Raw genomic sequence first — 19,128 nt, 5'->3', positions numbered from 1 at the left:
CCACACAAGCTCAACCCGCCCTGCAGGCTCGACGCCGTGCGGCCACGGCGGCGAGCCTCACCTCAGAACCAGGGCCACGCCTTCAATTTGTACTCGACCGGCGGCGTATTGCCCGCGAGATGTTGCACGAAGTAATCCCAGCGACGACGCGTGGCATACGGCGTCGCCGAACCGTAACCGTGATGGGCGTTCGGGATCATCAGCAGGTCGAAATTGCGGTTCGCCTTGATCAGCGCGTCGACCACCAGCAGGGTTTCACCGGTAGGTACGTTGTCATCCATGGTGCCGTGAACCAGCATCAAATGACCCTTGAGGTCCTTCGCGAAACTCTGGTTGGCCTGAGCGTCGTAGTTGGTCTTGCCGTCCTTCGCGGTGACCAGCAGGCCCTGCCACTTCTCGGCCCAGTCGTCTTCGTAATTGCGGTTGTCGTGGTTGCCGCTTTCGGCCCAGCCGACCTTGAAGAAGTCGGGGTAATGGAACATCGCACCCGCGGTAGCATTGCCGCCGCCGGAGTGGCCCCAGATGCCAACGCGATCCAGATCGATCCACGGATATTGCTTGCCGAGTTCCTTCAGACCGATCACCTGATCCGGCAGCGTGTTGTCCTCGATATGTTCGAAGTACGCATCGTGGAACGCCTTGGAGCGCCACGGCGTACCCATGCCGTCAATCGCCACCACGATGAAGCCCAGCTCGGCCAACGACTGGTTGTCACCACGTGCCACCGAGAAGCTGCGCCCGCGCACCGAGCCGGTCTGCGGACCGGGATAGACGTAGTCGATGATCGGATACTTCTTCGAGGCATCGAAGTTCGTCGGCTTGAACATCATGCCGTACAGATCGGTCTTGCCGTCGCGCCCCTTCACCGTGAACGGAATCGGCGGTACCCAGCCCGAAGCCTTCAGACGCGTGATATCGGCGGTGGCAACGTCTGCCAGCTTGCGGCCATCCTTCGAACTGCGCAGCACGGTGACCGGCGGTGTCACCGGCGTGGAATACGCATCGACAAACGCATCGCCATCCGGTGACAGCGTCACTGTGTGGTCGGCCGCTTCCGGCGTCAGCAGCAGCGGTTTGCCACCATCCAGGCTGACCTTGAAGAACTGCTGATAATACGGATTCACGCCGTTCGTGCGACCCACACCACGGAACCACACGGTGCGCGTTTTCGGATCGAGCTTGAGCACTTCGGTGACGTTGCCATCGCCCTTGGTGATCGCGTGCTTGAGCTTGCCGGTGTTCAAGTCATACAGGTACAGGTTGCCCCAATTGTTGCGCTCGGAGAACCAGATCGCCTCATGCGTTTCTGGCAGGTAGCGCCAGTTGACCGCGTCGTTGCCGCTCTCGTAATACGTCGGCACCTTTTCCTCGAACACGGTGCGCACTTTGCCGGTGCTGGTGTCGGCAATGCGGAACCATTCGTGCTTGTGATCGCGCGAGGTGGACACGAAGGCCAAGGTCTTGCCGTCGGCGGCCCACTTCACATCGTCCCAACCACCGTCGGGGCCGCAGCTGACGTCGTCGCACAGGCTGGAGCGATGCTGGTCTGGCGGCATCTGCAAGCGCACCATTTTCTTCGCGGCGACATCGATGATGACGCGCTCGATCATCGTCACGTCTTTATCGCCGACTAGCGGGTACTTCCACTTTTCCAGCTTCGGATGACCGACATTGGTGGTGATCATGTACATCTCGCCGGTCTTGCGCTGATCCTGCTGGAACGTGGCGATCTGTTTGGAATCGGGTGACCACTCGACGATGGCGTTGTTGGTGTGCTTCCAGCCAGCATTGTCGGTGGCGTAGCCGAAGTTCTCCACGCCGTCGGTGGTTAGCTGGGTTTCCTTGCCGCTGGCCACGTCGCGCAGCCACAGGTTCCAGTTGCGGATGAAGGCTTCGGACTTTTTGTCGGGCGACAGCGCGCCCGGCTCGTCACCGGTTTTCACCAGCTTGGTGCGATCAACGCAGCTTGCCTCCGCCGTAGCGAGGTCACACACGTAGTGCTTGCTGCGCAAGCCCACATCGACGCGGCCATCAGGCATCACTTCGTAGCTGCGCACCGGCAGCTTGCTGGCGTCGACGCTTTTGGCGCTGACCTTGCCCAGTGCTGCAGCCAGCCGCGCCTGATCGAACAACGGCATGGTCTTGCCGCTGGCAGCGTCCATCTTGAGGAAATGGTCACCGCTGGCGTCGTGGTCGACGAACCAGAAGTGGCCGTCATCAAGCCAGTTGACCTTCTGCACCGCGTGATCCACCAGCGGCATGGTGTTGTACATCATCAAGCGCTCGGCCTGCGCGTAATCGTTCGCGCTCAACGTGCGCCCCTGCGCCGCAACCCCGCCAGACAGCAACCCCAGCATCAGCGCCCCGAACAGACGCGACTTGCCGATCTTCGAATGCATGCATTTCTCCCGTGGATGCGAACGTCATGGCGCCGGCCGGCTGGCCGCTCCGGCTTGAACACTTGATCCTAGCGCGAGCGCCGATGTGGCTGCCCCTGCCAAAGGTCTATGTCGCCCCATCTTGTCACGCTCGCCGACAAGATCTTGCGGTCCAGTTGCTGCATACGGAAGCTCCAGCAAACGCCGCCCACACCGCCACCGCGACGCTATTCAGATTGCCGCTGGCGGCAACACCCGATCCGGATTCATGATGCCCAACGGGTCCAGCGCACGCTTGACGCGATGCATCAACGCAAGTTCCACCGGGTCCTTGTAGCGCGACAGTGCATCGCGCTTGAGCTGGCCCACGCCGTGTTCGGCACTGATCGAACCACCCACTGCATGGACGCGGTCGTGCACCACTTCGAACACGGCATCCTGCCGGGCCAGCAAATCACTCTCGCTGCCATGCTCGCCATGGGCCACGTTGTAATGCAGGTTGCCATCCCCCAGGTGACCGAAGATCACGTGCTGCACGCCGGGAAACGCCTGCTGCAAGGCCTGGTTGGTATCGCGCACGAACGCAGCCATGCGCGACACCGGAATCGAGATGTCGTGCTTGATGCACTTGCCCAGTTCGCGCTCGGCCAACGGAATGCTTTCGCGCAGATGCCACAACGCGCGACTTTGTGCGAGCGAGCCGGCAATCACCGCATCGCGGACACAGCCAGCCTCGATCGCCTCGCCCAACACGGTCTCGAAACGTTCGCGCGCACGCGCCTCACTTTCGCTATCGGACAACTCCAGCAACGCAAACCAGGGCAACGCGGCACTCACCGCGTCGAACGGCAGTTGCTGTGCGGGAAAGCAGCGCTGCACCGCTTGCAGGCAGTTACCGGCCATCAACTCGAAGCCGGTCAGCGACGCACCGAAACCCTGGCGGGCTAGCGTCAAGGTACGAATCGCATCCTCGATCGAGGACAGCGCCAGCAGCGCCGTGCAGCGTGCCACCGGCAGCGGATACAGCTTCAGCGTGGCGGCAGTGATGATGCCCAGCGTGCCTTCGCTGCCGATGTACAGATCGCGCAAGTCGTAGCCGGTGTTGTCCTTGCGCAGTCCGCGCAGGCCATGCCAGATGTCGCCTTGCGCCGTCACCACTTCAAGGCCGAGGGTGAGTTCGCGCATGGTGCCGTAGCGCAGCACCTGGGTGCCGCCGGCATTGGTCGCCAGATTCCCACCCACCGTGCAGCTGCCTTCCGAGCCCAGGCTCAGCGGAAACAGCCGGCCAACCTCATGCGCGGCTTGCTGCACTTCTTGCAGCACACAGCCGGCCTCGACATCCATGGTGTCGTTGTCTCGATCGATAGCGCGAATGCGATTCAGCCGTTGCGTGGAAAGCAGCACGGCGCGACCTGACGCATCCGGCGTGGCGCCGCCACACAATCCGGTATTGCCGCCTTGTGGTACCACCGGCACGCCGGCGTCGGCACACAGACGCACCAGCGCGGCGAACTCGGCGGTCGAGCCGGGGCGCACCACCGCCAGGGCAGCGCCGATATAGCGGCCGCGCCAGTCCGACAGATAAGGCGCCGCCGCATCACCGGTCAATACGTGTTGCTCACCAACGATGCCATGCAAGACGGCCAGGTCAATCATGATGTGCTTGTGTCCTGTCTCGATTTAGCGCCCACGATAACGGATCGACTGCAACTGCTGCAGCGAAGACGCCGACACAACGCGCCCTTCGGCATCGATGCTTGCTTAGCCGGGGCGCTGCACGATCACGAACACGGTGATCAAGGCCAGTTGCACCAGCGGGTAGTAGCTTGCGCGATCGAACAATGCGGCGGCGTCACGGCTGTCACTGGAACAATGCAAACGCCATGCAGGCCACAGCAGCAGGAACCCACCGGCCAGCGCGCTCGGCAACAAATACGCCAGGCCCAACGGACGCGGCGACATCAGTGGCAGCCACAGGCTGGCCAGCACGGACAAGCCCAGCGTGATGAGCACCAGGTAACCCGACGCACGCGTACCGATGGCCAGCGGAATCGTGCGTGCGCCGACCCGACGATCCTCTTCAATGTCGTTCCAGTCCGCCGGAATATTCTGGCCGCCGATTTCCCACAACACGATCCACGCCAGCATCACGCCCAGCAGCGGCAGTGAGGGATCGTGCTGAACCACGAACACCGCAGCGAGCGGGCCGCAGGACTTCACCAGTCCGCTGACCAGGGTGCGCCAATAGGTCACCTTCAGCAGCTGACAGTAAGCCACTTCCAGCACGGCCGCGGCCAGCACGATGATCACCAGTGGCGGATTGAGCAGATACGCACCCACTAATGCCAGCACATACCAGCAGCCGAACCACGCCAGCGCACTGCGCATGCTCAGCAGTTTCTGCGCCAGCGGATAACGCAGCTGGCTAGCCTCCACCGAGTAGCCCGAGTTGATGCCGGCGCCGGCGAATTTTTCCTGATCGGTCTTGACCCCGAGCAGATCATTCAACGCGTAGATGGCGGTATAGCCGGCCGCCGCCGTAGCCAGCGACAGCAACAGCACCGGCCACGCCGGAAAGCTGCCCAGCCACAGCAGCGCCGCGAAGCCGGGCAAAGCCACATCGAGCATGCCGTGGGCGGAACGGGACAGCGCCAGGAAACGACGCATCAGTGCTCGCCGCGCTTGATGAAGGCAGCCATGTAGTTGACATCCTCACGGCCGGCATCGACATGGAAGCGACGGCTCAGCGGGTTGTACATCAGGCTGGCAATTTCCAGAAAATCCAACCCCGCCGCAGCTGCCCACGCGCGCAGTTCGAGCGGGCGAATCAACTTGCGATAGCTGTGCGTGCCTCGCGGCAGCAGGCGCAACACGTATTCACCACCGACAATGGCAAACAGGAACGCCTTGGGCGTGCGATTGATGGTCGAGAACACCGCCCGACCGCCGGGCTTGAGCAGTCGCGCACACGCCGCAATCACCTGCGACGGATCGGGCACGTGTTCGAGCATCTCCATGCAGGTGACCACGTCAAAGCTGCCGGGCTGCTCCTTTGCCAGTTGCTCGGCGTTCTGATAGCGGTAGTCGATATTCAAGCCCTGCTCGTGGGCGTGTTGGCGCGCCACCTGCAGCGAAAGATCGGACAGGTCGATACCCGTGACTTGGGCGCCGGCAAGTGACAACGCTTCGGCCAGAATGCCGCCGCCGCAGCCGACGTCGACGATCCGCGGTTGCGTGGTGGTGATCTGATCGGTGATGAAGTTGCGGCGCAACGGATTGATCGTGTGCAACATGCCCATCTTGCCTTGTGCGTCCCACCAAAGCTTCGAGACGCGGTCAAACTTGGCAATTTCCTGGGCGTCAGCATTCGAGAACTGGTTCATTTTTCCTGGTTGTCCGATCGCGCAGCAGGGTAATGGCCGAGCTGAGCTCGGCCGCGGTAATGTCGTTGACGAAAACGCAGCGACCGATGCCATCGGGCAGCGGCACGTGCTGTGAACCATTGCGATGTTCGACGCGATCCAGCAGCGCGTTCCACATCAAGTCGATATCCAGCAATTCCACCAGCGGCACGATGCCCAACGTCCCGATCAGCGTGAACACGCGCTCGCAGGCAGCCGCGTCGAGCAAGCCGCGCTGGCGAGCAATCAGTACGGAAACGGCGATATCCAGCAGCACCGCTTCGCCGTGCAACAGATGTTCCGTGTAATGCGCTTCGAGGCCGTAGCTGAAGGTATGGCCGAAGTCGACGCTGCGCGCCAATACATCCTCGAACAGGTTGGGCTGCAGCTCTTCCAGCATGCCGCTGATCGAGCGATCCAGCATCACGCCACCGTCGCCATCCTGAAACGCGTTGGCGATGCTGGCGGCACCATGGTGTTCGAGTTGCGCGAACAACGCGGCGTCCTTGATCACCGCCAGCTTGAGGATCTCGCACATGCCATTGAGCATGTGCCGCAGTGGCAGCGTGGTCAGGAAGCTGCGATCCAGCAGTACCTGCAGCGGCGGCTCGAAGCTGCCCAGACGATTCTTGCGGCCGTTGAAGTTGATCCCGGTCTTGATCCCCACCGCCGCATCGACGTAACCCATCAACGTGGTCGGCACCTTGATATGCGGCACGCCACGACGGTAGCTGCCCGCCACGAAGCCCACCACATCGGTCAACACGCCGCCGCCGATGGCGATGATCGGTTCATCACGGCGGTGAATCGGAAAGTCGTCCAGCTCACGCACCAGCTGCAGATAGGCATCGACGGTCTTGGCCGCCTCGCCGCCGGAAAAATGGACGATCCGCGCGTCGATTCCGTGCTGCGCGAAGTAGGATTCCAGTGCGGCACCGTGGTAGCCGGCGACCTGCTCATCAACGACCACGAAACGACGCCCGCCATCGACCCGACCGGCGGCCAGCAGACTGCTGTTGGCCGGATCCAGCAGTGCGCTGGTCGCGATGATGTCGTAGCTGATCGAACGCTGGTGACTGACCTGCCAACGGGCCAGCGTGCTCATGTCGCCTCCAGCCATCGCGCCCTGGCCTGCAAAATGCGCCGCGCCACGTCTTGCGCCTGGCGCAGATCGTGATTGCGATAATTGCCGCACTGCTCGCTGTGCTGGTAGGGCACCTCGGTGGCGTCGAGCAGTTCGGCGAAAATTTCCGCCAGCACGTCGCACAACACCTCGGCGCGGCCCTCATTGAGGAAGACCAGATAGAAACCGGTCTGGCAGCCCATCACACCCACCGAGATGAAGTGCTCGGGAAGATGCCGCTGCAAGCCCTCCAGCAGCACATGTTCCAGTGAATGCAGTGCCGTCGTGCTCAGGTACTGATCTGCGTTCGGGCGACACACGCGCAGATCCACGCCATAGACCACGTCGCCCTTCCGGCCGCAGCGAGCCGACCTTAGTTTGACGCTGGGTGCGCGCAGCAAGCCATGATCAAGCTCACCGACCCAACGTGCTTGCCAGCCCAACGCCTGAATCTCGGCCATCGCCAGCACCGTGGTCGCACTTTTCATGCCGCGTCCCTTGCGCTATCCGCCACCAAGCCGGCCAGATGGAGATAGCTGCCGGCCAACGCCTGCTTCCACTCCGCCACATGGTGATACAGCTCGACCGAGCCATAACCGGAGAAGCCATGCGTGGTGAGCGCCTTGAAGCTGGCCGCGAAGTCCAGCGTTCCCTCACCGGGAATTTCGTGAAAGTGCACCACGCCGGTCAGCGTGTTGGCGACCATCCCGTGGACCAGTGGCGGTTGCTGCGCGCCGCGCAGATAGCCAATGATCGGGCGGGCACGCTCCAGCACATCGAAGCTCAGGCCGGGAACGGAAATCAGATAGGTGAAGATCTCATCATCCAGCGCCGAGCTGCCGGCATACAGGCTGCCGTAGTCCACGCGTTTAGCCGGGCCAGTCACGCCGGCACGGGCCAGCAGCAGGTCAATGCGACGCGCGCGTTCCGCCGTGGGCGGCATGTCGCTGAAGTACGACGGATGCGCTGGGTCCAGCAGCAAAAAATCAGCGTTGTCAGGAAAGTAGACCAACGTGCTGGCGTGCTTCATGTCGAATGCCAGCTGCGCGGCATCAGCGACGATCTTCAGGTTGTAACCCTGCCGCGTGTCGGAGATGTGCAGATAACGCGTCATCGGCGCCGCGCGCGCCAGTTCGGCGATGTAGTCAGGCTCGGAACAATAGGCGTGGCACAGGTCGACATGCAGGCGAAAGTGCTTTGAGCCGACGGCTTCAATCAGGGCCAGGCCATCCTCGATCGTCTCGACCAACATGCCCGGTTCGGGTTCGATCAACAGCGTAATGTCTTCGCCCGGGCGAATTTCGGCCAGACACTCGCGAATGCTCTCCACCAGCAACGCATGCGCATCGATTGACGGATGCGCGACGTGTTCCGCACGAATAAAGCCGCTGCCGAACGTGACCAGCGGCGCATCCAGCTGACGCGCCACATGGATGCCGCGCTTGACCAGATCGATGCGCCGTTTGCGTCCCGCCAAATCGATATCCATCAACGACGGCTCGTGCGGTCGCAGCGGATCGAAGAAGTGCGACGCGGTGGCCACGCAGGCCGGCTGCACGCCCGCCAACGCCAGGCGCTGCTTCACTTGTGCCAGATAAGCGTCATCGATATTGAACGGATTGAACTGATCACGATGGAACGAGATTTCGACACCTTCGTAACCCGCGGCGCCAACGGCGTCGATGGCCGCGAGAAAATCCAGCTGGGTCAGACCAAACGTGCTGTAGCTGAGTTGAACGTTGCCCATGATGCTCCGACTCGGTCATCTGCGTGTCTTTCGGTTGCATTGCCGTGAAAGGCAATGCAGCGAGGGAATCAGCACTGCGGCAAGCTTAGGAACAGCACGCAGGGTCGTACATGACGTTGGTCAAGACGCGCCAGATTTGCGCGTGGGATCGGCGCCAGAAACCTGTGCTGGTGATGAGATATCGCGCCAGCACAACATGGGCTGGCGCCGAAGTTTTCCGACGTGCAACGCCATGCATCAGGCCGGCCGTTCGAGCTTTTCCAAATGCTGGCAGGCAGCATGAGCGCCCTTTTCAGCACGTCAATGTGCTGAATCTCGCGAACCCAACCACGTCATGCCTGTGACGTTCTGCCGCAAGCTGTCCTACGGCACGAGACCGCCCGAGGGCAACGTTGCTTGCGTTTCATCAGCTAGCTGCTGCACTCCCGATCGCCGTCCGTCAACGACAAGCGGCTCAGTTCCTTCAAACAGGAGTCTGCCAAACGTAGCCTGGTGGCCTGCGCCTCCACAGATACGCTCGACATCGCGGCGGTTGGGTCGGGTGATGGCGTCGCCATGCCTTGGTAATTCGCCGGCGGCTGCCGGCACATCGCAGAAGGTCGCTCGCCATCGCCATCACCAAAGCAGACAGGCTTATTTGCGCAGTCGCTTGGCGTCACGGGGATGGTAACGACACGGCGAGACGGTCGCCCTATCGCGTATGCATGAAGGTTTCGTAGTTCAGCCGACTGAGTCGACGATTGACCAGCGGGAGCGCCACGACGGTGGCTATCAACATGCCGCAAGCGAAACCGTAGCCATAGAAGTACGGACCCAGCGCGATGCTGATCCACGAGCACACCGCATTGGCGACCAGCATCACCGCCGTGATCACTACCGTTTCGCGCAGGTCGTCGAGATAGAACAGGATGTTCAGCGCGGCCATCACCAACAATTGCAGCATCACGCCCAGCGAGATGATCGCCAGCTGGCCGCTGTAGAGCACCGAGATACCCAGCGCTGGCAGGATGACCCGCGCAAACGCGATCAGCACCAGCAACGTCAGCCCCTGAGTACCCAAAATGTCGCGGATACCATGACGCGCAGCGATCACCATCTCCCGCCGTTGCTCTTCAATGGCTGGCAACGTACCGCCACTGCGAACGAGGTTGAAGTAGCGGTCATAGGCGTGCACGAAGTCCACCTCCATGCGGAACAGAAACACTGCCATGCCGGGCACGATGGTGAGGTAGGCCAGGAAGGTCGGCGTGTCGTAGATCACCGAGCTGTACAGCACGCCGATGATCCGATCGCCGGTTCCCGGCGAAAGCCAGAAGATGAACTTGTCGACCCACACGCCGGCATTGAACAGGATGCCAGCGGGGATCAGCCAAAGTCGGTTCTGCTGGTGGCGGAAAAAGTCCATGCCTACCAGACGGGTTGGTGGATACTCCTGCCAGACCAGCCGCGCCATGCCCAGCACCAGTACCAGTTGCCCCACCACGAAGCCGCCAAGCAGCCCTTCCATTCCGTAGGGCCGCCACCATAGCGCCACCAACAGCACGCTGCCGTAGCCCAGTAAGTAGATCAGCAACACCGCGCGGAACTGCTTGAGTCCGGACAGCAGCACGGTCAGCACCCAGACCATGCACAATAGAACAAAGCCCGTGATCATCAGCAGCCGGTAGGCCGCCGAGGTGCCGGGAAACCACACCAGCATGGCGATGCTGACCATCACGCTGGCCGGCAGCAACAGAACCAGCAGCGCTCCGGTGAGATTGGGCACTACGCAATCGGGTCGACGTTCGAACAGACGGTCGGCCACGTAACGTGTATAGATCAGCTGAAAGCCGCCGGTATAGATCAGGCTCAGCGCGATCAGCCAGGTCACGCTGACCTGAAAACGGGTGATCTGAACCGATGGAATCACCAGGCCGATACTGAGCATGCCCAGCATCAGGATCGCCGCGATCGACAACACCCACGGGCCGCTGCTGACGATGCCGGCATATGCATAGGCGCGCAGCAGGCCGAAATAAGTCTGGCTTTGGCTGAGCCGGCGCAATTCGAAGCCGATGCCGGCCATCAGTCCATGGCCTCGCGGAAGATTCGCTCGAAGGTCGCCAGCATGGTGAGCCGGTCATAGCGTTTCTCGACCCGCGCGATCGCGGTTTCCACCGCCTCGCGATAGCGTTGCGGATCGCTCAGCAGACTGACGATGTGGCTGGCCAGCCCATCAGGGTCGGCGAGACCGGCGACCCCGCCAGCGACACCGGAAACATCGTCGTCGCGACCGCTGCCCTCGAGCATCTCGCGACACGCACCGACATCGGTGGTGACCGCGGGGATGCCCGCGGCAAAGCCTTCCAGTACCGACAGCGGCAGCCCTTCGCTCACTGAACTGAGCACGTTCACGCCAATCCCGGGCAGCACATCCTCGACCCGACGGAAGCCGAGAAACTGCACGATGTTTTCGAGGCCGAGCGACTGCACCAGCTCGCGACATTCATCGGCATACGGCGGATCCTCTTCAGTCGGACCGATAATCCACGCCTGCAAATGCGGCAGCTTCTGCCCGGCAATGGCCGCGGCGCGGATGAAGTTCTTGATGTCCTTGATCGGCACGACCCTGCCAATCAGTGCCATCACTTGCGGCACCGGTGCGTCCAACGCTCGCCGAAGTCCGCGGAAACGCTCGATCTCGACTCCATTGGGGATGATTCGGGTGCGCGCTTCGTCCGCACCATCGGCGATTTGTTGGCGTCGAGCGCGGTCGAACAGGCTGATCACCGGATTGGCCTTGCTGTAGGACTGGCGGCTGGCGGTCTCGAAAAACTGCACCCACAGCGAGCGCAGGTGGCTGATCTCCCCCTGATCGGTCTGCAGAAAATTGCGGTGATCGCGGATCCATTCCGCCTTCATCATGTCAATGCGTCGCTCGCGCGTGTAGATGCCGTGTTCCATCAACACATAGGGTGCGTTGCCCTGTTGGGAACACATCGCGCCGAGCAAACCGGCGTAGCCGGTCGATGGCGAGAAAAAAAGTCGTGCCGGCGGCACCTTGGCGGCGATCTGCCCGAGTATCCACAACGGCGCGTGCAGGTTACGCACGGTCCAGAAATAGTCAACGAAGGATTCGGCCAGCGCGGAGGTCTCGTAGCGCTCAGTCAGGTACTGCCACGCGCTGTCGCTGTCCAGAAACATGCCATGGCCGACCGGACTGGCCGGATCGGCCAGTTGCCGGCTGCTGGGGATATCTGGGCAAGCGGTCTGCAGCTTCTCATGAAACTCGCGTAGTGCCGCTTCGATCGTCGGGCTTGGGCCTCGATCGCGCCGGCACGGAAGCTTTGGCGGCGTGCTCACTGCATCGAACAGGAAATGGCTTTGCACGAAGGCGACATTAGTCGGCAATTCGTAGCGCCAACCCGCGTAGTCCGACTCGCGCGAGCCCAGAAACACGATGCCAAAGCGGAACTGCGGCATGCCGCGGATGATTTCGTGTACCCACGACGACACGCCGCCCTTGACGTAAGGATAGGTGCCCTCAAGCAGCAGCAGAATGTCGACCGCGAAGGCATCGGTCATGTCGACGCACCCCAACGACGACGGATGATGCCGGCGATTGGCAGGCCCGAAAACAGGTCGCCCGCATCCGCCAGCCGGCGGAGCCGCTCGTAGTCATAGATAGCCCAGTAGCGCTCGGCCAGGTAGGGCAGCACACTGGCTGGTGCGGCTCCGGCATCAAACGCCCGCTGATACAGTTCAGTGCTGCCGGAGAGATGACTCTTCTCAAGCCAGCGCGCCTTGGAGATCAGCCACTCGGGTCGGGTGCCGCAGCTGTCCTTGGCAGCGTCAAGGTGGTGGCCCCAGCGATCCATATATATTTTTGCCATGCCTTCGCGTGCCAGTCGCAAATAAAGCATTTCTGCGTTGAGCTGTGCTGCCTCCAGGTGCAGCTCGCCGGCGCGCGCGGACTCCGAGGGATGCCTCGCCTCCAGCGCTTTCTCGACCCGGCGGATCATCTGCAGCAAACGGGACTCGCGCCGGTCGAGCAGGCCGGCGGCAGTCAGGCGCACGCTTTCGTCGGGGTGACCTAACGTTTCGAACAGCACTTGCGAGGTGTGTGCGCTGCGCTGCTGTTCCAGCAGCATCAGCGCGCGGATCGACTTGTCGGTACTGAGCAGACCGGATTTCAGCCCGTATATGGCACCGCCGACGCCGAAGTCGCCCAGCGCTCGGGCGCGCTCGGGCACGAACGGCGAGGTCGTCAGTTGTTGCGCCTCGGTCGGGTCGTGGCGCCCGCTGAGTCGGTTGAACAGAATCATTGCCAGCACCACCAGCACGGGCCCCAGCACCGGCATCAGCAGACCGATGCCAAGCAGCGTCAGGTAGTCCCGCTGCCAGCGGTCACGCCGGTTCGCTGGGCGCATCACCAACGCCAGCGCAGCCAGCACGACACTGAGCAACGCGTTGGCCAGCAACATCTGCAGCAGCAGCGTCGATACGCTTTGTTCGCTGCCGGCGAGCAACCAGGGGCCGAGCCAGGAGTGGGTCTGGTTCAACTCAGCCCTCCGGCTCGATCAACTGCAACAATTCGGCCCCGCTGCCGCGCTCGACCTGGCCGAGCTGGACGACCCAGCCCAACTGCTGCAGGTCGCCGCCCAGTTGCTCCCGACACATCGTGTTGATCCGTTGCAGAAAGCCTTGGGTCGGGCCTTCACCAGAGAGCGCCAGCAAAATCAACAACCCCGATTGCGCCGAGGCCAGTGGCGAGCGCCAGTACTGGTCCAGACCGCGCCGGGTAGCGAGCACGGTGTCGACCACGTCGGCCGCTGCTTGCGCGCCGGGCAGCAAAAGCACCCACGACGAGTGCACGCCCGCCACGTGGCGCAAATGTCCTAGGCGGAACCACTCCAGCGCAAACTCGACCGGACAGGTTGGTACCACCTGTCGCACGGCGTGGCTGAGTTGGCCAGCACGCATCGCGTCGGCCATGAAGGCAGTCATCGCCGCCAGCGTCAGCAGATTCTCTTCCTCCACTGCCAGCAGCGGCAGGTCTTGCACTACCACCACGGCGAGCATGGTGTCGTCGGCCGCTGTCATCGGCAGCACCACGCGGTAGGCCGATGTTTCGCCGGCAAGGATCTGATCGACCGAATAGTAGGCAAGGCGCTGGTTTTCGACCACGCAAGTGATCAGCGGGTCGGCGAGCTCCAGGCTGAAGCGCAGGCCGTGGAAGGCCAACGGCTCAGGGCTGACCCGATTGTCTATCACCTGATACACGCCGCAGGTCCCCAGCCGGCCGTAGTACGCCAGCAATTGCAGCACATGTTGCAGCGGTGCCTGGGGCAGCCGCTCCTTGATCGGCCCGAACGTCGCCAGCTCGCGCGCAATCGCGTCCAGCGCGCTGCGCAGGTCGTACGATTTGGTCAACAGATTCTCTTCCAGCCGGCTGTGCGAAAGGCGCGTCACGTAGAACACGCGCGTCAGCGACTCCAGTCGTTGCTCAAGGTATTCCAGACTCGAATTGGCTTCGACCAGACGGCTTTGCGCATGGGTGGTGTACAGGCCGGCCAGATAGGTGGCTATCAAGCCGCCAATGATCTCGCCACCGGGCTGTTCGCGGGTCAGTCCAAGCAACCAGATTTCGGCGAAGTTGCCGAACACGACGACCAGGCCGGCGCCGATGCCATAGGCCAGGCCGTAGCGCAGCGCGATCGCCAACGGCGCCAGCCACCACCAGGGATAGTTGAAGCGCACGTCGCCCCACAGGTACAGCAAGGCCAACATCAGCAGCGGCAAAGCCACCGATTCGATCGACTTCTTGAGGATGACCGAGCGCTGCGGGTCCATTACCGACCTCAGCGAACGTTCGGGATGACCCGACCTGATGGCGGGCTGGGTACGGTGAGCGGTATACCGCCACCGCTGGACTGACTCGCAGCGGAATGACGTGTCAGCATCACTTGCCCATCAGGCGTGCGGTCAGGCGATCGAGCGTTTCCTGCGCCAGTACCGCGACACCCTGGCGGCTGCCGCCACTGGCCGAGGCGGCGCCGGTCCAGATGACCTTGTCGGATTCCAGATCGACCACGCTGACGGTGAAGCTGACCGCTGGCTGGCCGTCCAGACCGATCTTGTAAGTCCACTCGTCGACGCTGCCGCGTACCAGATAGCGCGCGTGCTGCTGCAGAGCAAAGGCCTTCGCGGCCTCCTCCGCACCGGCACCGTTGTCGATCGGCAAACCACCAGCATCCGCCGGTGCCGTTGCCACCTGCACCGCGCCGACGCCACGCTGGGCCAGCAAGGCGCTGACCAGTTGCGCCGCGCGCTGGCCGGCGTACGGCGTTGCGGTGTTGTTGAGCAGCGGTGCCACTACCCAGTTGGCCGAACGCTCGATCGTCGGAGCAGGGCCGGCATGAAAGCTGGCGCCGGCGCAGGCCGTCAGCAAGCTCAGCAGCAGGCTGACGATCACCGGCGGCGCGAGTCGGAACAGTGCGCTGATGTGTTTCATCGAATTTCCCTTGGGCAAGACCACGCCGCAGTGCGACGATTGTTCATGGTGTGAAATAGTAACGGTAGTTGAGCAGCATGTTCAGATTGCGACCGCCAGTGGCTCCCGTATTGGTTGAGTAGCCGAACTGGATGCTGAGATGATCCGGCCCGGACAACGGCGCTCCAAATCCCGCGTTGAGCGCGACACCGACGCCGCTGACCGAATTCTGACAAGCGCTGACGCTGCCGAACGGGCGCCAGTGACCGCTCCAGTCATCGCGATAGTTTTCGTTGAACGCCACCCCCGCACACAGCTGGGAATAACTCAGTGGCACCAACACGTTGGGGCCGCCAACCTGAGCTGCCGGCAGCAATCGCCGCACCGCTGCGGGCACGCTGGAGGCGCGCTGATACTCGGCACGAGTCGCGCTGGCGATCAGGGTGAAATCCGGCGGCGCCAGCCACAGTTTGTGCCTGTACTCGAGATCCAGACTTTGCCGTCCGCCCAGCCGGCCGCCGCCCTGGGCACGCAGACGCGCCAGCGTAGCGGTAGCGGAGACGCTGTCCCGCGCCGTCCACTGGTATTCGGCGGTGCTCTTGAGCCGGTCGGTCAGGCCGACCATCGCAAGCGGCACGGTGTCGTCGGTACGCGCACCGACATCGGCGTAAGCACCAAGCTGAAGGTTGCGCGTCAGCCGGTAGCGCGAGAAGGCCCCCCAGCGGGTGTAACTGCCCAGATTGCGACCACCACCGAGCAATATGCCGGCCTCACCACGCGGAAAGTGTGCGACCAACATCGCCGATGCGGATTGCCCGTGGGCGGGAATCTGATCGAGCTGCTGCGTGCCGTCACCGAGCTGGCGCACGCGGTGCAGCTCGCCTTCCAGCGACCATCGCGGGGTCAGCCAGTGACGCCAGTTCACACCACTTTCTAAGGTGCGCACCCCGCCGCCGTGCAGTCCGCCCAGCGAGGTCCCGAGCATGTCCGAACGTGTCAGGGCCAGATCCTGCCATTGCATGGCAAGGCGGCGATCATCCGACTGATCTTGCAAACCGTGGTAGCCAAAACTCAGGGCGGCTCCGGTCCAGCCCAATTTTTCCGCGGCGGTCACTCGGTCCCGCCGCGGCATGCGATCCGCTTCGGTCAGCAGCAACTGCCGGGTGGTGCTGTCGTCATCGGTACCCAAGCTCTGGCTCAGCCGCGCCCACAAGGGGGCCGGCGTGCTGGCAAATTGGTGGGCCAGCCACAGCGCGGTGGCCTCCGCGTTGTTCAACTCAAGAGTCCATGCCAGCACCAGTTCACGTGCTGCCCGGTCGATCGGGTGGCGCAACAACTCGGCAATTCCCCGCGCAGCCGGATCGCCCGGGGCCAACCGGGTGAGCAGGGCCAATCGCTGCAATTGCTGTTGCCGAGTGAGTGCGCGCGCGGCCTGCAGCCGCCGCAGCGGCGCCAGCGCCGAACGCCGCATTGCCTGGGCCAGTTCGTTCTGATCGTCCTGATCAAGCAGATCGGCATATTGCATGATCCGGTCCGGATCCTTGCCATGAGACGCCAGGTCGGGGCGAATCGAGGCCAGCGCATGCGTGGGTTGGTCCAGCACGGCCAGCGCCGCCGTCAGGGCGTCGCGCAGATCCGGGTCGGCCGCGGTCGCCGGGCCGGCGCGCGTGACGGCAGAGCGGAGCATTTGCTGATCTTGGGTGTCGATCAGCAGCCAGATGAAGCCGGCAAACACCGCCGTATCGACCGGATCGCGCTTCAGCGCCTGCAGATAGCGCGCGCGCGCGAGCCGGTCATTGCCGTGCGACCGGGCCAATTGTGCCCACTGCACCCAGAAGGACGATTGCGCCTCCAGCGCAAGGCGATCCACCGGGCGGACGCTATCAAACAACGCCTGCAGCAAAGCCGGCTGGTCCAGTCGGGTGGCTGCCGCAGCAGCGGCAAAAAATAACGGATCAGCCCGGGTCTGGCGCCAGCCGGAGAGCGCGTAGGCATAGGCGACTGCCGGCTCGGTGACGGCGTGGATGCGATATAAACGCATGTAGTCGACGGTCGCGGCCATTCCCGCACGCATCAGGACGCGACTGGCCGCGCCGGCGACGGGGAAGTCCTGCAGCATCCACGCCAGGGAGCCCAGCGTCTGCCAATAGACAGTGTCCGCCGGAGTAGCCCGATCCTGCGCTTGGCGAAGGGTGGCAAGTGCTTGCTGCAAATGACCTTGCAGGTATTCGGACGAGGCCAGCTGCAGATTGGTCTGTGGATCGGCGCCGTAGCGCGTGACGAGCTGGCGCAACACCGCCTGGAGTGGGCCGGTCCTGCCGGCCACGGCTAGAATGTCGGCCTGCTGCTGCAGGAAGTAACGCCTTGGCTGGCGGCCATCGGCCTGGCTCAGGTCGGCCAGCGCCTGATCGAATCGACCGATATTGAGCATGCTGGCGATCAGTTGATCCCAGTGCGTCAGGTTGAATGGCTCACCCAGAGCACGCGCCTGCATCAGCTGGATCGCCAAGTCGCCCTGCTGGGTAGCGCTGGCTAGGTCGATCGCATGTGCAAGCAGGTCGTCTTGGTGTCCCTGAGTAGCCAGCCAGGCATAGTTGACGGCGGCCAGCGCGGCCTGTCCATCCTGTTCGGCGGCGCTGGCCAAGCGCCGATGCCAGAGCACGCTATCAGGCTCGATCAGCAACGCTTTTTGTGCCAGTACGATCGCATCAGTCAGCTTGCCGGCGCCAAGAAACGCCTGCCAGGCGAGGTCATAGTCGGCCTGATTGAAGAGTGGTTGTTCGCCAGCAGGCGGGCGTTCCGGCGCGCTGCGGACGCTGGCAGTGGCCGGCAGTACCCATAGTCCCAGACCCACCAGCAACAGCCTGCGAACACCAACGAAAAGAGCGGATCGCTGCGCGGCCTTGGCAGCGTGATCAGTGCCCACTGACTACCTCCAAACCCACCAGCCGGCGTGCATAGCGGGCCGCCTGCTCGCCATCCCCCGCCTGCATCGCCAACTGCGTCATCAGACGCCATAACTCGGTTGTCTGAGGCATCTGCTTAAGCTGGTGTGTCGCCGCTGCCAATGCTTGCGCCGGATTACCGGTCGCCAGGTAAGCGCCAGTCAGGGCATGAAAAGCGGCCCAACGCGTACTGTCGTCGCCGGCACTGGCCAGCCAGTGGTCGGCAAATCTGGCCGCCACAGCCGGCTGATTCGCCCAGATCGCGACCTGGACCAGTTGCGCCCAATCGATCTGAGTTTCATCCAACGTCGGCAGCGCAGCCTCGGCCGCGGCCAGCGCAGCTGCTGGATGACCGGCGGCCAGATGGCTTTGCAGCAGGGCTGTGAACGCCTGTTGGTGCAATAACGCACGATCGGCCGATGCCCGCTGCGGCGCGTCGGCAGTCCGTTCAAACCGGGATGACCAGACCAAGCCGACCATCTGCAGCAATCCCGGCTCAACTTCGCGGCGCATGTGCCCGCTCGACGCACCAACGCGGGCGCGGCCGACAGCTGCCGGTTTGCGACCAGCCGGATCTGCCTGCACTGCTGGCGCGGTGACGGTCAGCAGGTGGCTAGCCAAGCCTGCGGCCACGTCGTACAGACCCGCCTTGATCGCCTGCTCGATTTCGCCGAGTTGCTCCGCGGGTGACAGTTGACTGCCGAAACTGCTCAGAGCCTGACCGTATTGCGCTCGCGCCAGGATGCGTTGCGGGGAGTCGGCGGGGGTGGCAAGGAACTGGGCGCGGCGCAGAGTCAGCCACATCATGCCGACCTGTTCCGGCGGCGGTCCAGGCCGCTTGATCAACGGCACCAGATCCGACTCCGCTAGCCGCAGCTGCCCCGCCCGCAACCGTTGGCGCACCAGTTGCATTCGGGTTGTCGGCTCCTTGGGCTGAGCCCTCAGCAACAATTGCAGATAAGCAATCGTGGTGGCGTCTGGGGGCGCGGTGGAGTGCAACTGACGGTCAATGTACGCCCTCGGAAACAGCAGCACTCCCAGCACCACCATCGCGATACATAG

At 63.1% G+C, this 19,128-nt stretch carries 14 protein-coding genes; all 14 read right to left on the bottom strand.

The window, feature by feature from the left end; genetic code table 11:
* Positions 1-62 precede the first annotated feature (62 nt).
* The 14 genes from PY254_RS03940 to PY254_RS03875 all read right to left on the bottom strand — a co-directional run bounded on the left by PY254_RS03940 (position 63) and on the right by PY254_RS03875 (position 18,978).
* Positions 63-2,399: a S9 family peptidase gene (locus PY254_RS03940; protein WP_281014173.1), complete on the bottom strand. Its 2,337-nt coding sequence runs from the start codon at positions 2,397-2,399 to the stop codon at positions 63-65.
* A 210-nt stretch (positions 2,400-2,609) separates the two neighbouring features.
* Entirely contained in the window at positions 2,610-4,034 is a 1,425-nt protein-coding gene (locus PY254_RS03935; RefSeq protein ID WP_281014172.1) for an FAD-binding oxidoreductase, read from the bottom strand.
* Positions 4,035-4,139: 105 nt separating this feature from the next.
* Entirely contained in the window at positions 4,140-5,045 is a 906-nt protein-coding gene (locus tag PY254_RS03930) for a UbiA prenyltransferase family protein (RefSeq protein WP_281014171.1), read from the bottom strand.
* Complete coding sequence (gene ubiG / locus PY254_RS03925; protein ID WP_281014170.1) at positions 5,045-5,761, bottom strand: bifunctional 2-polyprenyl-6-hydroxyphenol methylase/3-demethylubiquinol 3-O-methyltransferase UbiG; 717 nt, start codon at positions 5,759-5,761, stop codon at positions 5,045-5,047. The genes PY254_RS03930 and ubiG overlap by 1 nt, the downstream gene beginning before the upstream one ends.
* Entirely contained in the window at positions 5,739-6,884 is a 1,146-nt protein-coding gene (locus PY254_RS03920; protein WP_281014169.1) for a sedoheptulose 7-phosphate cyclase, read from the bottom strand. Before PY254_RS03920 ends, ubiG begins: the two co-directional genes overlap by 23 nt.
* On the bottom strand, positions 6,881-7,390 hold the full coding sequence (locus PY254_RS03915; protein WP_281014168.1) for an S-ribosylhomocysteine lyase: 510 nt from the start codon (positions 7,388-7,390) through the stop codon (positions 6,881-6,883). The genes PY254_RS03920 and PY254_RS03915 overlap by 4 nt, the downstream gene beginning before the upstream one ends.
* Entirely contained in the window at positions 7,387-8,649 is a 1,263-nt protein-coding gene (locus PY254_RS03910) for a sugar phosphate isomerase/epimerase family protein (protein ID WP_281014167.1), read from the bottom strand. Before PY254_RS03910 ends, PY254_RS03915 begins: the two co-directional genes overlap by 4 nt.
* Positions 8,650-9,340: 691 nt before the next feature.
* Positions 9,341-10,714, bottom strand: a complete 1,374-nt coding sequence (gene pelG, locus PY254_RS03905; RefSeq protein WP_281014166.1) for an exopolysaccharide Pel transporter PelG — start codon at positions 10,712-10,714, stop codon at positions 9,341-9,343.
* On the bottom strand, positions 10,714-12,213 hold the full coding sequence (gene pelF, locus PY254_RS03900; RefSeq protein ID WP_281014165.1) for a GT4 family glycosyltransferase PelF: 1,500 nt from the start codon (positions 12,211-12,213) through the stop codon (positions 10,714-10,716). Before pelF ends, pelG begins: the two co-directional genes overlap by 1 nt.
* Positions 12,210-13,190, bottom strand: a complete 981-nt coding sequence (locus tag PY254_RS03895) for a hypothetical protein (RefSeq protein WP_281014164.1) — start codon at positions 13,188-13,190, stop codon at positions 12,210-12,212. Before PY254_RS03895 ends, pelF begins: the two co-directional genes overlap by 4 nt.
* A 1-nt stretch (position 13,191) precedes the next feature.
* Positions 13,192-14,481, bottom strand: coding sequence for a PelD GGDEF domain-containing protein (locus tag PY254_RS03890; RefSeq protein WP_281014163.1), 1,290 nt, complete (start codon positions 14,479-14,481; stop codon positions 13,192-13,194).
* 109 nt (positions 14,482-14,590) lie between these two features.
* Positions 14,591-15,142, bottom strand: coding sequence for a hypothetical protein (locus PY254_RS03885; protein ID WP_281014162.1), 552 nt, complete (start codon positions 15,140-15,142; stop codon positions 14,591-14,593).
* Positions 15,143-15,185: 43 nt separating this feature from the next.
* Positions 15,186-18,047 (bottom strand): tetratricopeptide repeat protein, encoded by a 2,862-nt coding sequence (locus PY254_RS03880; protein ID WP_281014161.1) that lies wholly within the window; start codon positions 18,045-18,047, stop codon positions 15,186-15,188.
* Positions 18,037-18,978, bottom strand: a complete 942-nt coding sequence (locus PY254_RS03875; protein ID WP_281014160.1) for a tetratricopeptide repeat protein — start codon at positions 18,976-18,978, stop codon at positions 18,037-18,039. The genes PY254_RS03880 and PY254_RS03875 overlap by 11 nt, the downstream gene beginning before the upstream one ends.
* Positions 18,979-19,128 lie beyond the last annotated feature (150 nt).

The organism is Rhodanobacter sp. AS-Z3, assembly GCF_029224025.1.
GTDB lineage: Bacteria > Pseudomonadota > Gammaproteobacteria > Xanthomonadales > Rhodanobacteraceae > Rhodanobacter.
The sequence above is the reverse complement of the archived record's forward strand: the minus strand, read 5'-3'. Positions and strand labels throughout refer to the sequence as shown.

Bases quoted from the DNA above. Each gene is read 5' to 3' on its own strand.
- PY254_RS03940 (WP_281014173.1), bottom strand. From the start codon at position 2,399: ATGCATTCGAAGATCGGCAAGTCGCGTCTGTTCGGGGCGCTGATGCTG.
- PY254_RS03935 (WP_281014172.1), bottom strand. From the start codon at position 4,034: ATGATTGACCTGGCCGTCTTGCATGGCATCGTTGGTGAGCAACACGTA.
- PY254_RS03930 (WP_281014171.1), bottom strand. From the start codon at position 5,045: ATGCGTCGTTTCCTGGCGCTGTCCCGTTCCGCCCACGGCATGCTCGAT.
- ubiG (WP_281014170.1), bottom strand. From the start codon at position 5,761: ATGAACCAGTTCTCGAATGCTGACGCCCAGGAAATTGCCAAGTTTGAC.
- PY254_RS03920 (WP_281014169.1), bottom strand. From the start codon at position 6,884: ATGAGCACGCTGGCCCGTTGGCAGGTCAGTCACCAGCGTTCGATCAGC.
- PY254_RS03915 (WP_281014168.1), bottom strand. From the start codon at position 7,390: ATGAAAAGTGCGACCACGGTGCTGGCGATGGCCGAGATTCAGGCGTTG.
- PY254_RS03910 (WP_281014167.1), bottom strand. From the start codon at position 8,649: ATGGGCAACGTTCAACTCAGCTACAGCACGTTTGGTCTGACCCAGCTG.
- pelG (WP_281014166.1), bottom strand. From the start codon at position 10,714: ATGGCCGGCATCGGCTTCGAATTGCGCCGGCTCAGCCAAAGCCAGACT.
- pelF (WP_281014165.1), bottom strand. From the start codon at position 12,213: ATGACCGATGCCTTCGCGGTCGACATTCTGCTGCTGCTTGAGGGCACC.
- PY254_RS03890 (WP_281014163.1), bottom strand. From the start codon at position 14,481: ATGGACCCGCAGCGCTCGGTCATCCTCAAGAAGTCGATCGAATCGGTG.
- PY254_RS03885 (WP_281014162.1), bottom strand. From the start codon at position 15,142: ATGAAACACATCAGCGCACTGTTCCGACTCGCGCCGCCGGTGATCGTC.
- PY254_RS03875 (WP_281014160.1), bottom strand. From the start codon at position 18,978: ATGCAACTGGTGCGCCAACGGTTGCGGGCGGGGCAGCTGCGGCTAGCG.